General features: G+C 69.0%; 13 protein-coding genes. 3 read left to right on the top strand and 10 right to left on the bottom strand.

Features of this window, described 5'->3' with window-relative positions; translation table 11 throughout:
- Window positions 1-4: 4 nt before the first annotated feature.
- Together dapB and bamE are read right to left on the bottom strand one after the other, a co-directional pair.
- Window positions 5-802 carry a 4-hydroxy-tetrahydrodipicolinate reductase gene (gene dapB / locus BCO18175_RS24695; protein ID WP_174972066.1) on the bottom strand — a complete coding sequence of 266 codons (798 nt, stop codon included), beginning with the start codon at window positions 800-802 and terminating at the stop codon, window positions 5-7.
- 62 nt (window positions 803-864) lie between these two features.
- Window positions 865-1,683 carry an outer membrane protein assembly factor BamE gene (bamE, locus tag BCO18175_RS24690; RefSeq protein WP_174972068.1) on the bottom strand — a complete coding sequence of 273 codons (819 nt, stop codon included), beginning with the start codon at window positions 1,681-1,683 and terminating at the stop codon, window positions 865-867.
- Between the two features lie 142 nt (window positions 1,684-1,825).
- On the opposite strand from bamE, the gene fur reads away from it, so the two are divergent.
- Window positions 1,826-2,254 carry a ferric iron uptake transcriptional regulator gene (gene fur, locus BCO18175_RS24685; RefSeq protein ID WP_006400349.1) on the top strand — a complete coding sequence of 143 codons (429 nt, stop codon included), beginning with the start codon at window positions 1,826-1,828 and terminating at the stop codon, window positions 2,252-2,254.
- Window positions 2,255-2,422: 168 nt separating this feature from the next.
- Here fur and BCO18175_RS24680 read toward each other — a convergent pair whose 3' ends face one another.
- From BCO18175_RS24680 to BCO18175_RS24670, 3 genes are all read right to left on the bottom strand, one after another.
- Window positions 2,423-2,941 carry an ureidoglycolate lyase gene (locus tag BCO18175_RS24680; RefSeq protein WP_174985009.1) on the bottom strand — a complete coding sequence of 173 codons (519 nt, stop codon included), beginning with the start codon at window positions 2,939-2,941 and terminating at the stop codon, window positions 2,423-2,425.
- A gap of 14 nt (window positions 2,942-2,955) precedes the next feature.
- The gene (gene alc / locus BCO18175_RS24675) at window positions 2,956-3,963 is read right to left on the bottom strand and encodes an allantoicase (RefSeq protein WP_174916860.1); all 1,008 of its coding nucleotides are present in this window, start codon (window positions 3,961-3,963) and stop codon (window positions 2,956-2,958) included.
- Between the two features lie 106 nt (window positions 3,964-4,069).
- Window positions 4,070-5,392: a C4-dicarboxylate transporter DctA gene (locus tag BCO18175_RS24670; protein ID WP_174916859.1), complete on the bottom strand. Its 1,323-nt coding sequence runs from the start codon at window positions 5,390-5,392 to the stop codon at window positions 4,070-4,072.
- A 213-nt stretch (window positions 5,393-5,605) separates the two neighbouring features.
- Between BCO18175_RS24670 and BCO18175_RS24665 the strand changes: the two genes are divergently transcribed.
- Window positions 5,606-6,328: a FadR/GntR family transcriptional regulator gene (locus BCO18175_RS24665; protein WP_174985006.1), complete on the top strand. Its 723-nt coding sequence runs from the start codon at window positions 5,606-5,608 to the stop codon at window positions 6,326-6,328.
- Between the two features lie 54 nt (window positions 6,329-6,382).
- Here the strand turns inward: BCO18175_RS24665 and cynR are convergent, their stop codons facing one another.
- A complete protein-coding gene (cynR, locus tag BCO18175_RS24660; RefSeq protein ID WP_174916857.1) occupies window positions 6,383-7,273 on the bottom strand; it encodes a transcriptional regulator CynR in 891 nt (296 codons plus the stop codon).
- 312 nt (window positions 7,274-7,585) lie between these two features.
- On the opposite strand from cynR, the gene BCO18175_RS24655 reads away from it, so the two are divergent.
- A complete protein-coding gene (locus BCO18175_RS24655; RefSeq protein ID WP_174985003.1) occupies window positions 7,586-8,785 on the top strand; it encodes an MFS transporter in 1,200 nt (399 codons plus the stop codon).
- A gap of 113 nt (window positions 8,786-8,898) precedes the next feature.
- Here the strand turns inward: BCO18175_RS24655 and BCO18175_RS24650 are convergent, their stop codons facing one another.
- The 4 genes from BCO18175_RS24650 to BCO18175_RS24635 form a co-directional block, all read right to left on the bottom strand.
- Entirely contained in the window at window positions 8,899-9,957 is a 1,059-nt protein-coding gene (locus BCO18175_RS24650; RefSeq protein WP_174985000.1) for an L-idonate 5-dehydrogenase, read from the bottom strand.
- Between the two features lie 10 nt (window positions 9,958-9,967).
- Window positions 9,968-10,924 carry a 2-hydroxyacid dehydrogenase gene (locus BCO18175_RS24645; protein ID WP_174984997.1) on the bottom strand — a complete coding sequence of 319 codons (957 nt, stop codon included), beginning with the start codon at window positions 10,922-10,924 and terminating at the stop codon, window positions 9,968-9,970.
- Between the two features lie 69 nt (window positions 10,925-10,993).
- The gene (locus tag BCO18175_RS24640) at window positions 10,994-12,442 is read right to left on the bottom strand and encodes an MFS transporter (RefSeq protein WP_174984994.1); all 1,449 of its coding nucleotides are present in this window, start codon (window positions 12,440-12,442) and stop codon (window positions 10,994-10,996) included.
- Between the two features lie 156 nt (window positions 12,443-12,598).
- Window positions 12,599-13,372 carry an SDR family NAD(P)-dependent oxidoreductase gene (locus BCO18175_RS24635; protein WP_041493006.1) on the bottom strand — a complete coding sequence of 258 codons (774 nt, stop codon included), beginning with the start codon at window positions 13,370-13,372 and terminating at the stop codon, window positions 12,599-12,601.
- Window positions 13,373-13,460: the final 88 nt, after the last annotated feature.

The following is a 13,460-nucleotide window of genomic DNA, read 5'->3' as shown; positions in this document are numbered from 1 at the left end:
GGTGTCAGCGCAGGTCGAGCACGTCCTGCATGTCGAACAGGCCGGCGCCGCGCGCCGACAGGAAGCGGACCGCGCGCAGCGCGCCCTGCGCGTACGACACGCGGCTCGACGACTTGTGCGTGATCTCGATGCGCTCGCCGATCCCCGCGAACAGCACGGTGTGATCGCCGACGATGTCGCCGCCGCGCACCGCGGCAAAGCCGATCGACGACGGATCGCGCTCGCCCGTCACGCCATGGCGGCCGTACACCGCGCACTCGTCGAGCGTGCGCCCGAGCGCGCCGGCGACGGCTTCACCCATCATCAGCGCGGTGCCCGACGGCGCATCGACCTTGTGGCGGTGATGCGCCTCGATGATCTCGATGTCGTAGCCGTGCGAGAAATGCTTCGCCGCGAATTCGAGCAGCTTCAGCGTGACGTTCACGCCGACACTCATGTTCGCCGCGAACACGATGCCGATCTTGCCCGCCGCGGCCTGCAGTTCGGCCTTCTGCTCGGCGGTGAAGCCGGTCGTGCCGATCACGAGCTTCACGTCGTGGCGCAGCGCGGCCTCGATATGGGCCATCGTGCCTTCCGGGCGCGTGAAATCGATCAGGTAGTCGGCCTGCGCGAACACGGCGTCGAGGTCGGCGGTCAGCTTGACCCCGGTTTCCTTGCCGAGGAACGCGCCGGCGTCCTGGCCGAGGAACGGCGAATCGGCGCGGTCGAGCGCGCCGACGAGCTGCGCGTCGGAATCGTTGAGAACGGCTTCGATCAGCATCCGGCCCATACGGCCCGATGCGCCGGCAATCGCAATCTTCATGGCTTTCTACACGACAGGTCTAAAGGCGGGCGGCACATGCCGCCCTGTTTCCGCACGCGGACTTACTGGGCCGGCGCGGTGATCGGCTGGTTCTGCAGCGTGTCCGAGCCTTTCGGGCCGACCGGCGGCGCAGCCTCGTTCGACGCATTCGGCGGCGGCGGACGATGGAACTGGAACTGCGGCTGGATCGCGGGCGCAGCGCCCGGCGGCTGGCCGCCCGGCACCGGTGCGCCGGCCGCTGCCTGCGCGGACGGCGTGAAACGACGCCCGGCCGAACCCTGCCCGGATACCTGGTTGGTCGCGCGGTTCGCCGCGCGTGCAGCCTGCGCGTTCGCATCCTGGTCGACCGCCGCGCCGGACGCCGGCGCGGTGGACGGGCTAGCGGCAACCTCCTGCGCCGGCGCGCTCGCCGCCGCTTGGGCGGCGCTCGCGGCAGCGGCGGCCTCGGCGGCCTTCTTCGCCGCTGCGGCCGCCTTCGCCTTCTTGCCGCCACGGTCGCCGTCGATGTCGGCCAGCAGGTCGAGTTCGGAAGGCAGGTTGTCCGCCCCCGTCCAGCCCGCCAGGCGATCGCCCGAGAACGTCACGACGAGATCGCGCTGCTGGACGACCGCCGTCGAGCCGCGCTTGAAGTAGAAGAGGTAATCCCAGCGGTCGGCGTGGAACATGTCGGCCAGCAGCGGGGTGCCGAGCAGCGCGCGCACCTGCTCGCGCGACATGCCGACCTGTAGCTGCGCGGCCTTCTCCTGCGACACGAAGTTGCCTTGCACGACGGTGATCCGGTAGGGGGTGATGCTCTGCGCGATGCGCTGCGTCACGCTGTCGTACGACGAACAACCAGCCAGCGCGGCAACGGCGGCGGCAGCGATGATGACACTCCGCATGCGACTCCTCTGAAAGTGCGAAAGAGATTCTGGAATCATTTCCCTCACCGTGCAGGCCCGCGTCGCAGGCCGCGCGTATTTCTGGAATGGCGAAAAGCCGGTAACATTGAAGCCCTGCATTGTACTCTAGGGATGCCTAGCCATGACCAATCCGACGGATCTCAAGAATATCGGGCTAAAGGCCACCCTACCGCGCCTCAAGATTCTCGAGATCTTCCAGCAAAGCCCGGTGCGCCATCTGACGGCAGAAGACGTCTACCGGAACCTGCTCAACGAGCAGCTCGACATCGGGCTGGCCACCGTCTACCGCGTGCTGACGCAGTTCGAGCAGGCCGGCCTGCTGTCGCGCAGCAACTTCGAATCCGGCAAGGCCGTGTTCGAACTGAACGAAGGCTCGCACCACGACCACCTCGTGTGCCTCGATTGCGGCCGCGTCGAGGAATTCTTCGACGCCGAGATCGAAAGCCGCCAGCAGGCGATCGCAAAGGAGCGCGGCTTCCGCCTCCAGGAGCACTCGCTCGCGATGTACGGTTCCTGCACGACCGAGAACTGCCCGCACCGCAAGCACTGAATCCGCGCGACCCGCGCATGCGGCACGGCCCGGCCGGCATCTCGCCGCCCGGGCCGTGTTCTTTTCGGGATAAGGCCGCGCAAGCGTTGCGCCCCAGGCTTTCGAAAACCCTTCGACACGCCCGCCCGGGCTGCCGCCAGGCAACCGGAGCCGGGTGCCGCGCCTGCGTCAGGCCGCGCAGGCCGGCTCGAACTCCAGCGCCCACGCGCGCTCGAGCGGGATCTCGTCGCAATTCGGCTGCGGACCGCCGCGATCGACGATCACGAAATCGCTGACCGCATCGAGCGCGAGCAGCGGATGGTGCCAGACGCCCTTCGCATAGTTCACGCCCTGCCAGCCTTCCGCGAGGAATGCACGCATCGCGTCGGGCCGGAATTCGCCGGCCGGCGCGACGACGATCGCGTAGCGCGACACGGCGGCGAGCGGGATGAACGCCTGGCTGCCGTGCGGATGGCGCTCCATCAGCGTGACCGCGACCGGCAGCGGGCGCGGCTGTGCACGGAACACGCTGACGAGCGGGCGGCCGCCGTCCGCGCACACGTCGATCGTCGCGAGATCGTGGAAGCGCTCGGTCGTGCCTCCGTTGATCGGGAAATGCCGCGCACCTTCGAGCGCGATCACGTCGCCGAACGGCGCGAACGCTTCGCGGGTCAGTCGCTCGACGCGCAGGATGTGGGATCCGCTCATGCCGTTGCCCTCCTTCAAGCCGGCTCGCCCCACAGACGCAGGCGCGACACGCCGCCGTCCGGGAAGATGTTGAAACGCACGTGCGTGACGGGGCCGAGCGCGGCAAGCTGGTCGAACGTGTGGACGTGGTCCATCTGCAGCTTCTGCTCGCCGAGCAGTTCGGCCCAGAACATCGCCTGCGTGACGAGCGAATCGTCGGTGCCGCCCGCGACCCGCGCGGCCTGCAGCGAGCAGCGGTCGGGGAAATTACCCTTGAAGAACGCGGTATCCACTTCGACGCGCCGAATGATGCCCGGCCGCGCAAGCGCGACGATCGCCCAGTCGTTGCCGGGCTCGCGGCGGCGCCGCGTTTCCCAGCCGTCGCCCATGTTCACGCCGCGCCCCGGCATCAGCATCTGCGACGCCGGGCCGAAGTGCTGGTTGTTCGCGGCCACCAGGTAGCCGCCGTTCTCGATTGCCGCGAGATCGACGAGCTCGCCGGCCGGCACCTGGCGCCAGTCGCGCTGCGGCTGGCCGTACACGCGCAGCCGTGCGAGGCCGCCGTCCGGGTACAGGTTCACGCGCAGGTGCGTATAGGGCTGCGCGTCGTCGACGCTCACGTAGTGATGCGAATTGCCCTGCAGCGTCGTCGCCGGGACGATCGGACGCCATTCGGCGGTGTCGGGCGGCGTGTCGCCTTCGGCGACGCACGCGTCGATCGACGCGGCCGGCGGGAAGTTGCCGGTGAAGTGGCTCGTGTCGAGGTCGACGCCATGGATCACGCCCGGCCGCGCGAGCCGCACCACGCAGAAATCGTGGCCGGTCGTGCGCTTGCGGCGCGTTTCCCAGCCGTCCATCCACTTGCCGTGGTCGTCGTACTTGCCGGGAATGAACACGGCCGGCTCAGGATTCAGCATGCGCTCCTTCGGCGCGAAGAATTCATCGCTGGCAAAGAGCGCCTGCGCCCCGAGGCGCGGGTCGGCGAGGTTCATGTAACGCCGCGTGAAGGCCGGCGCGTTCGGATCGAGGATGGGGGCTGCCATGTCGTCTCCTGATGTTTGATGTCGTGCCGGCGCATCGAGGCGCCGGCCACATGAATTGCGGTTGCGCGGGACGACCAGGGGAAGCCGCCCCGCGCGGGGGGTGCGCTCAGAGCGCGTGAGCCTGGTCGCCGGCGACCGGCGCCGCGCGATCTTCCTCTTCGGCCGGCACGTAGCGCAGCTCGCGGTTCAGCACGCGTTTCGCGCGGGCTCGATCGATGTCGTTCTCCCACACCGCGACGACCACCGTCGCGACGCAGTTGCCGATCAGGTTGGTCAGCGCTCGGGCGATGCCGACGAACCAGTCGACCGGCAGGATCAGCACGAGGCCGAGCACCGGGATCGCGGGAATCGCCGACAGCGTCGCTGCGAGGATCACGATCGCCGAGCCCGGGATCCCGTGCGCGCCCTTCGACGTGACGAGCGACACGAGCAGCACGACGATCAGGTCATGCGTCGACAGCGGCGTGTTGGTGGCCTGCGCGATGAACAGCACGGCGAGCGTCAGGTAGATCGAGAAGCCGTCGAGGTTGAACGAATAGCCGGTCGGGATCACGAGGCCGACCGTCGAATCCTTCACGCCCATGTATTCGAGCTTGCGCATCACCTGCGGCAGCACCGCGTCCGACGATGCCGTACCGAGCACGATCGACAGTTCCTCGCGCAGGTAGCGGATCAGCTTGAACACCGAGAAGCCCGCGAGCCGCATCACCGTGCCGAGCACGACCGTGACGAACACGAAGCAGCTCAGGTAGAACACCGCGACCAGATAGCCGAGCTGCTTGAGCGACGCGACGCCGTACTTGCCGGTCGTGAACGCGATCGCGCCGAGCACGCCGAGCGGTGCGAGCTTGATGATGAAGCCGATGATCCGGAAGAACACGTGCGACAGTTCCTCGATCAGCGAGTTGACGCGCTGCGCCTTGTCGCCGAGCAGCGACAGCGCGGAGCCGAACAGCACCGCGAACACGAGGATCTGCAGGATGTCGCCCTTCGCGAACGCGTCGATCGCGGTCTCGGGGATGATCTTCATCAGGTAGCCGGCCGTGTCCTTCAGGCTTTCGGCGTTCTTCGCGTACGACGCGAGCGACGACGCGTCGAGCGAGCGCAGGTCGATGTTCATCCCGACGCCCGGGCGCGTGAGCCACGCAAGCACGAGGCCGATGCCGAGCGCGAGCGTCGTCATGATCTCGAAGTAGATGACGGCCTTCAGGCCGACCCGGCCGACCTTCTTCAGGTCGCCCGCGTTGGCCATCCCGCTGACCACCACGCAGAACACGATCGGCCCGATCACCATCTTGATGAGCTTCAGGAAGCCGTCGCCGAGCGGTCGCAACGACTCGGCGAAATGCGGGAAAAACGCGCCCAGCGCGATCCCTAGAATCAATGCGACGACTACCCGGCCAAACAGCGAATTGAGGAATTTCGACACGGCGCTCTCCCGATCCAACGGTTGCAGTTTCGTCTGTTCATACTGGTAAGACCAGTGATGTTATGGTGGATAGTAGGAAGCCGATATAGTCGCGTCAAGGACGATCAAAATAGGGATTTCCCGCCCCTTGCAAGCCAGGTTCCGATGCACCGGACAGGGGCGGATCGTGGCTTTCCCGTAGGCCGGGCATGCACCGCCTGCGTGCGGATTACAATGCCGGTCAGACCGGCCAAAGTTCACATCATGAAAAACGTTCCGCATACCGTGACCGACGCCGCCATCGCGACGATCCGCGACCGGATCGAGGCAGGCGTGTATCCGGTCGGCAGCCTGCTGCCGGCCCAGCGCCAGCTCTCCGAGGAGCTGGAGATTAGCCGCGCGTCGCTGCGCGAGGCGCTGTCGACGCTCGAGGCGCTCGGGATGCTGCGCATCCGCGCCGGCAAGGGCGTGTATGTCGAAAGCGCGCAGGCCACGGCCGCGCATGCATGGCGATTCGCCGAGCAGTCGTCGCCGCCCGACACGTACCAGATGCGCTATGCGCTCGAAGGCTTCGCCGCGCGGATGGCCGCGCACGTCGTCAGCGATGACGACATCGCGTGGTTCGAGGACAACCTCGCCAGCCTGCACGTCGCGCTCACCGAAAGCGCGCTCGACGAGGCGTCGCAGCTCGACTTCGACTTCCACATGCGGATCATCCATCTCGCCGGCAACGCGGCGATCGAGTCGGTGCTGCGCAGCAGCGCGGACATCATGAAGGAAAGCCAGCGCATGCCGTTCTACCGGCGCGAACTGCTGCTGTCGACGTGGCAGGAGCACCGCGCGATCGTCGACGCGCTGATCGCGCGCGACGCGGCCGCCGCGGGCACCGCGATCGAAACGCACATCGCGAACGCCGCGCAGCGCGCGGGCATCTTCTTCCCGACACCCCGCGCGTAACGCGGTCGGGCGGTCAGGCGGCCGCCCGTCGCGCGCGCCGCCCGGTCGGACCGGTCAATCTCCCGACGGATCGCGATACGCGAGCGCACGCTCGATGAACGCGCGCGCCGCAACGCTGCGGTAAGCACCCTTGCGCGTCAGCAGCGCGGCCGTGCGCGCGGGCAGCGGCGGATCGATCTCCAACGCGCACAGGTCGGCGCTCTCGCGCGCGATCGCGTCGGGCAGCACCGTCGCGAGCCGGCCGCACCGCACGAGTTCCAGCACCGCGCTGATCGTATTCGTCTCGATCGCGATCTTCGGCTGCGCGCCATGCTCGATGAAATACCGGTCGATGCTTTCGCGCGTCGCGAACGCGCGGCTCAGCAGCACCAGCGGCTCGCCGCCGAGCTCGGCCGGCGTCAGTGCGCGGCGGCGTCGCGCGAGACGGTGCGTGCGGCCCGTCACGAGCGCGAGCGGCTCGTCCCACAGCGGCAGCGCGTCGATGTCCGGCGCGCGCGGCGGCATGAACGCGAAGCCCGCGTCGAGCCGGTCGTCGGCGAGCAGCGCCTCGATGCGTTCCTGCGGCATCGCGTCGATCGTCAGCGCGACGTTCGGATAGTCGGCATGGAACGCGTCGATCAGCGAGCCGCTCAGGTAGGCCGCGAAGGTCGGCATCATCGCGAGCCGCAACGACCCGCTGCCGAGATCGGCGACGTCGTGCAACGCGCGCTGCCCCGTATCGAGCTCGTGCAGCGCGGCGCGCGCATGGCGCGCATAGACCTCGCCGAACTCGGTGAGCTGCACCGTGCGGCCCGAGCGGTCGAACAGTTGCACGCCGAGCGTTTCCTCGAGCTGGCGCACCTGCTGCGACAGCGTCGGCTGCGATACGTGCAGCGCGTCGGCCGCGCGCGTGAAACTGCGCTGCTCGGCGACGGCCAGGAAATAGCGGATGTGGCGGAGTAGCATGACGGCCGATGTATTGGTTTTACCAATGAAGACCATAACGATCCAGTCTTGGACGCTATGGTTCGATTCCCGCATCATACGCACATCCGTTCCCGTGCATTACCGCTGTCACCGCACCGGAACGGCCCGCCCGGGCCCGCCCTGCCTCCGCCCGCCGCACGACGATCCGCCGCCCGCCCGATCCGGGCCCGGCCGCGATCCGCCCGGCGCGCATCGGCTCACCGCCGATCCGTCGACGCCGGCCCCGATTTCCGTCACCCCGCGCAACCGACGGCCCCGTGCCGCCGGCCGGCGCCGCTGTTTTTCGCGACCATGGAACCGCATCACGACACCCATCCTCCCCTGACCCGCGGCATGACGCTGCTGTTCGCCTGCGCGTGCGGCATCGTCATCGGCAACATCTACTACGCGCAGCCGCTGCTCGCCGCGATCGCGCGCAGCTTCGGGCGTGCACCGACCGAGCTCGGCTATCTCGTCACGCTGACGCAGCTCGGCTACGCGGCGAGCCTGCTGCTGATCGTTCCGCTCGGCGACGCGGTCAACCGTCATACGCTGATCGTGCGGCTGCTGATGCTCAACGTCGTCGCGCTGATCGCGGTCACGTTCAGCACGAACTTCACGATGTTCGTCGTCGCGAACGTCGCGGTCGGCTTCGTCACCTGTTCGACGCAGCTGCTGGTGCCATTCGCCGCGTCGCTCGCCGATGCACGCTCGCGCGGCCGCGCCGTCGGCACCGTGATGAGCGGGCTGCTGCTCGGCATCCTGCTTGCGCGCGTCGCGGCCGGTGCGATCGCCGACGGGTTCGGCTGGCGTGCGGTGTACGGCATCGCCGCGGTGATGGTGGCGGCGCTGACCGCCGTGCTCGCCGCGAAGCTGCCGAAGGATCGGCGCGACGCGCGCCTCGACTATGCGGCGCTGATGAAGTCGCTCGTCGCGCTGGTGCGCGCGCAACCGCTGATCGCGCTGCGCTCCACTTACGGCGCACTCGTGTTCGCGTGCTTCAGCCTGCTGTGGACGGGCCTCACGTTCCTGCTGAGCCAGCCGCCGTACAGCTATTCCGAAGGCCAGATCGGCCTGTTCGGGATCGTCGGCGCGGTCGGTGCGCTCGCAGCGACGTCGGCCGGCCGGCTCGTCGATCGCGGGCACGGCAATGCGGCGACGGGGCTGTTCGCGGCGGCCGTGCTCGGGTCGTTCGCGCTGATCGCGACCGGCGCGCACTCGCTCGCGGCACTGATCGCCGGCATCCTGCTGCTCGACGTCGGCGTGCAGGGCATGCACATCTCGAACCAGAGCGTGATCTATGCGCTGGCCGGCAACGCGCGCAGCCGCGTGACGACGATCTACCTGACGAGCTACTTCATCGGCGGCGCGTTCGGGTCGTTCGCGGCCAGCGTCGCGTACGGCATCGACGGCTGGCGCGGCATGTGCATCGCGGGCGCGGGGCTCGCGGGCGTGCTGATCGCGTTGTGGCTCGCGTCGCAGCGCGTCGGCGTGCGGCAGGTCACGCAGTAATGCAGTCAGCCAATTCCTCGTCACCATGAAAAAAGGCACGCCCCGCGAATCGCGGGCGTGCCTTTTTTCCGATGGCGTCGTGACCGCCTCGCGCCAGCGCGTGACCGTGACCGCTACGCCGCCTCGTCCGCGAAATCGATCAGCACCTTCATCGCGCGCTGCCGGTCGCCGGCCAGTTCGAACGCGAGATTCGCGTCACGCATCGGGAACACGCGCGTGACGGCCGGCCGCAGGTCGACGCGCCCCGCATTGATCAGTTGCACCGCGAGCGCAAACTCCGCGTGGAAGCGGAACGATCCGCAGATCGACAACTCCTTCGCGACCACGACGTTCTGCGGCAGGCTGACGTCGCCGCCGAGCCCGAGCTGCACGACGACCCCGCGCGGGCGCATCACGTCCAGCCCGTCGCGCAGCGCACGCGCATTGCCCGAACACTCGATCATCACGTCGAACGTGCCCTTGTCGGCACTGTAGCGCTCGACCCATCCGGAATCGGCTGCCGCATTGATCGTGCGGTCGGCGCCGAGCGCGCTCGCCACTTCCAGCGGCGCCTCGACCACGTCGGTCGCGACGATCTCCGCCGCGCCGTGCACGCGCGCCGCCGCAACCGCCAGCACGCCGATCGGCCCGCAGCCCGACACGAGCACGCGCTTGCCGATCAGCGGGCCCGCGCGCGACACCGCATGCAGCCCGACCGCGAACGGTTCGGCGAGCGCCGCGAGCGACAGCGGCACGTGATCGGCGACCTTCACGCACTGCACCGCGTCGCACACGAGCGCGTTGCGGAACGCGCCCTGCACGTGCGGCATCCGCATCGCGCTGCCGTAGAAGCGCATGTCGAGACACTGGTTCGGCAGCCCTTCGAGACAGTAGCGGCACGCGCCGCACGGCCGGCTCGGATTGACCGCGACGCGATCGCCGACCTTCACCGACGTCACGTCCGGCGCCACTTCCGCGACCGTGCCGGCCACCTCGTGGCCGAGCACCATCGGCTGCTGCAGCCGGATCGCACCGAAGCCACCGTGCCGGAAGTAATGGAGATCGGAGCCGCAGATGCCGCCCATCGCGACATCGACGCGCACCTGGCCCGGGCCGATCTCGCCTGCGTCCTGCTCTTCCACCCGCAGGTCGTTCGGCCCGTGGATCACGACACACATGCAACGCATACGCATGACAGCCTCCTCAGACGACCGGCGTGACCAGCGGCTCGCCGGCGAAGTGCGCGGCAAGGTTGTCGCGCACGAGCCAGCCCATCGCCTGGCGCGTCTCGATCGTACCGCTCGCATGGTGCGGCTGCAGCAGCACGTTCGGCAACGCGAGGAAACGCGGGTCGATGCGCGGCTCGTTCCAGAACACGTCGAGCGCGGCGCCGGCGATCGCATTGCGCTCGAGTGCGTCGAGCAGCGCCGGTTCGTCGACGGTCGTGCCGCGCGACACGTTCACCAGGTAGCCTTGCGGCCCGAGCGCATCGAGCACGGCCGCGTCGACGAGGTGACGCGTCGTCGGCCCGCCCGCGAGCGTGACGATCAGCAGGTCGCACCAGCCGGCCAGCTCCGCAAGATCGCCGAAGAAGCGGTGCGGGCTGTCCGCGCGCGGCGCGACGTCGAAGTAGCCGAGCTCGACGTCGAAGCCGGACAGCCGGCGCGCGATCGTCGTGCCGATCCGGCCGAAGCCGACCACGCCGACGCGCTTGCCGTAGAGCCGCGTGACGAGCGGCATGTCGCCGTCGCGCCATGCGCCGGAGCGCACGTATGCGTCGCCGGCACCGATGCGGCGCAGCATCGCGAGCGCGAGCCCGACGCCGAGATCGGCCACATCGCCGGTCAGCACGTCGGGCGTATTCGTCACGCGGATGCCGCGCTCGCGCGCGGCGGCGAGATCGATCGCATCGGTGCCGACGCCGTAGCACGAGATGATCTCGAGCTTCGGCAGCGCGGCGATCAGCTCGGCATTCGCGCCGAGATCGCCGCGCGTCGCGATCGCGCGCACGCCGGCGCCGTGTTCGGCGAGGAATGCCGCACGGTCGGCGGCCTCCCACAGCCGGTGGACGTCGTAGCCGGCCGACAGCCATGCGTCGTCCCACGGCTGGTAAGGGCCCGTCATCAGCAGTTCGGGCCGCTGGGTCGATTCGTGCGCCATCTGCGCTTGCTCCTGTCGAGATAAGTTGAATGCGAAAGCGTGCCGGGCCGCGTCAGCCGCCCGGCCCGTTCATGCGTGCCGCGCGAGCGAATCGGCGTCCGGTGCCGGCGCCGCCTGTGCCGCGTCGAGCGGATCGTCGAGATCGCGGTTCAGCGTTTCCGGCATCCGCGACGTCGTGAACAGCGTGATCAGCGTCAGCAGCACCAGGTACGCGGCGATCGGCACCCACGCGCGCACGCCGGCCGCGTGGTCGCCGCCGTGCAGCGCGATCACTGTCGCGATGATCGTCGCGCCGACGAGCGGTGCAATCCCGCCCGCGAGCACCGCCGATACTTCACGTGAGAACGACACGCCCATGTAGCGATGGCGCGCGCCGAACAGTTCGGGCAGCAGCGCGGCCTGCGCGCCGAGCATCCCCCAGTTCGCGAAGCCCTGCGCAACCGAGATCGCGATCACGCTCGCGACCACGTTGCCGTGACTGAAGATCCACCACACCGGAAATGCGAGCGCGAGCTGCAGCCACGCGAACGTGCGATACACGCGCACACGGCCGAAGCGGTCACTCAGCCAGCCGGCCAGCGGCACCGTGCACGCGCCGACGGTCGCCGCGCACACCAGCGCGAGCGCGCCGATCGGCCCCTTCATCCCGATCACGCCGGCGAGATAGCTGACCGCGAGCGCCTGGTAGATCGACGAGCCGCCGTTCTCGGCCATCCGCAGGCCGATGCCGATCAGCAACGAGCGCTTCGAATGCTGCACGGCGCTCTTCAGCGGATTCGCCGACACCTGCGCACGCTTCTCGAGCCGCACGAAGGTCGGCGACTCGTGCAGCCGCACGCGCATGTAGATCCCGACCGCGACGATCACCGCGCTGAACAGGAACGGCACGCGCCAGCCCCAGCCGTCCGTCACGCGATCGATGTTCGCGAGCAGCAGGAAATAGACGGCCGCCGCCAGCACCGTGCCGAGCTGGATGCCGAGGAACGGCAGCGACGCATAGAAGCCGCGCTTGCCCGGCGGCGCATATTCGGTCATCAGCACCGCGGCGCCGGCCTGTTCCGCGCCGGCACCGAGGCCCTGCATGATGCGCAGCAGGATCAGCAGCGCGGGCGCCCAGTAGCCGGCCGTCGCGAAGGTCGGCAGCACGCCGATCAGCGTGCTCGCGACACCCATCAGCAGTACCGTCGCGGTCAGCACGAACTTGCGGCCGATGCGGTCGCCGAGCACGCCGAACACGACGCCGCCGAGCGGGCGCACCGCGAAGCCGACGAAGTAGGTGCCGAAGCTCGCGATCAGCCGCATCTCGGCAGTCTGCGTGGGAAAGAACAGCGGCCCGAACACCAGCGCGGACGCGAGCGTGTACAACGCGAAATCGTAGTATTCGAGCGCGCTGCCGAGCAAGCAGGTCCATGCCGCGCGGTTGAGCTGCTTCGTGTCGACGCCGCGGCGCCCGGCGGTCCCGCCCGGCGCGCCGGACCCTGCATCGTGCCGCGCGGGCGGCGGGGAAATGCGATCCATCGTTGTCTCCTGTCTCCTGCCTTCCGTTCCGGAACCCGGCCGCGTGTCGTGCGACCGGGACATCGGCCCGCTCGTGCGGCGGGCTCTTCTGGGAATTCGGATGCCGGCCTCAGCCGGCGCAACGGCGCTCCGCGCACGGCGCGGGCACGCCGCCGCTCAGACGGCGCTGGTCAGGCCGCCGTCGACGAACAGCGTCTGGCCGTTCACGAAATCGGACGCGGCCGATGCGAGGAAGATCGCCGCGCCGCACAGCTCGTCGACGCGCCCCCAGCGGCCGGCCGGCGTGCGTTTGCACAACCAGTCCGAGAACGCCGCATCGTCGACCAGCGCGCGGTTGAGTTCGGTTTCGAAATAGCCGGGCGCAAGGCCGTTCGCCTGGATGCCGTGGCGCGCCCAGTCGGCGCACATCCCTTTCGTCAGCATCCGCACCGCGCCCTTGGTCGCCGCATACGGCGCGATCGTCGGCCGCGCGAGCTCGCTCTGCACCGAGCAGATGTTGATGATCTTGCCGCGGCCGCGCGCAATCATGTGCCGCGCGACGGCCTGCGCGACGTTGAACACGCCGTCGAGGTTCACGCGCATCAGCGCATGCCAGTCGTCCGGTTCGAACGCGTCGAGCGGCGCGCGGCGCTGGATGCCCGCGTTGTTCACGAGGATGTCGATCGCGCCGACGCGCGCCTCGAAATCGTCGATCGCCGCGCGCACCTGCGCGTGCTCGGCGACGTCGAATACCGCGTAGTCGGCCGTGAAGCCTTCCTCGCGCAGGTGCCGCACGAGCGTCGCGGCCTTCTCCTCATTGCGATCGTTGATGACGATCGCCGCCCCCGCTTCGGCCAGCCCGCGGGCGAGCGTCAGCCCGATCCCGCGTCCGGAACCGGTAATCAGTGCGCGGCGGCCGTCGAGGCGGAACCGTTCAAGCGCGTTGGTCATGCGTGTCTCCTCGTGCCAGTCGAGCCGGCGGCCCATCGCGGCCGGTCTCGCGTTGACGGTATCTTCGGCTGCTGGCCGGGCGTCGCGC

This window comes from Burkholderia lata, assembly GCF_902499335.1.
GTDB classification, from domain to species: domain Bacteria; phylum Pseudomonadota; class Gammaproteobacteria; order Burkholderiales; family Burkholderiaceae; genus Burkholderia; species Burkholderia lata_B.
This window is presented reverse-complemented; position numbering and strand designations above follow the sequence as displayed.

Coding starts and splice junctions, on each gene's coding strand:
- dapB (WP_174972066.1), bottom strand. CDS start 802: ATGAAGATTGCGATTGCCGGCGCATCGGGCCGTATGGGCCGGATGCTG.
- bamE (WP_174972068.1), bottom strand. CDS start 1,683: ATGCGGAGTGTCATCATCGCTGCCGCCGCCGTTGCCGCGCTGGCTGGT.
- fur (WP_006400349.1), top strand. CDS start 1,826: ATGACCAATCCGACGGATCTCAAGAATATCGGGCTAAAGGCCACCCTA.
- BCO18175_RS24680 (WP_174985009.1), bottom strand. CDS start 2,941: ATGAGCGGATCCCACATCCTGCGCGTCGAGCGACTGACCCGCGAAGCG.
- alc (WP_174916860.1), bottom strand. CDS start 3,963: ATGGCAGCCCCCATCCTCGATCCGAACGCGCCGGCCTTCACGCGGCGT.
- BCO18175_RS24665 (WP_174985006.1), top strand. CDS start 5,606: ATGCCGGTCAGACCGGCCAAAGTTCACATCATGAAAAACGTTCCGCAT.
- cynR (WP_174916857.1), bottom strand. CDS start 7,273: ATGCTACTCCGCCACATCCGCTATTTCCTGGCCGTCGCCGAGCAGCGC.
- BCO18175_RS24655 (WP_174985003.1), top strand. CDS start 7,586: ATGGAACCGCATCACGACACCCATCCTCCCCTGACCCGCGGCATGACG.
- BCO18175_RS24650 (WP_174985000.1), bottom strand. CDS start 9,957: ATGCGTATGCGTTGCATGTGTGTCGTGATCCACGGGCCGAACGACCTG.
- BCO18175_RS24645 (WP_174984997.1), bottom strand. CDS start 10,924: ATGGCGCACGAATCGACCCAGCGGCCCGAACTGCTGATGACGGGCCCT.
- BCO18175_RS24640 (WP_174984994.1), bottom strand. CDS start 12,442: ATGGATCGCATTTCCCCGCCGCCCGCGCGGCACGATGCAGGGTCCGGC.
- BCO18175_RS24635 (WP_041493006.1), bottom strand. CDS start 13,372: ATGACCAACGCGCTTGAACGGTTCCGCCTCGACGGCCGCCGCGCACTG.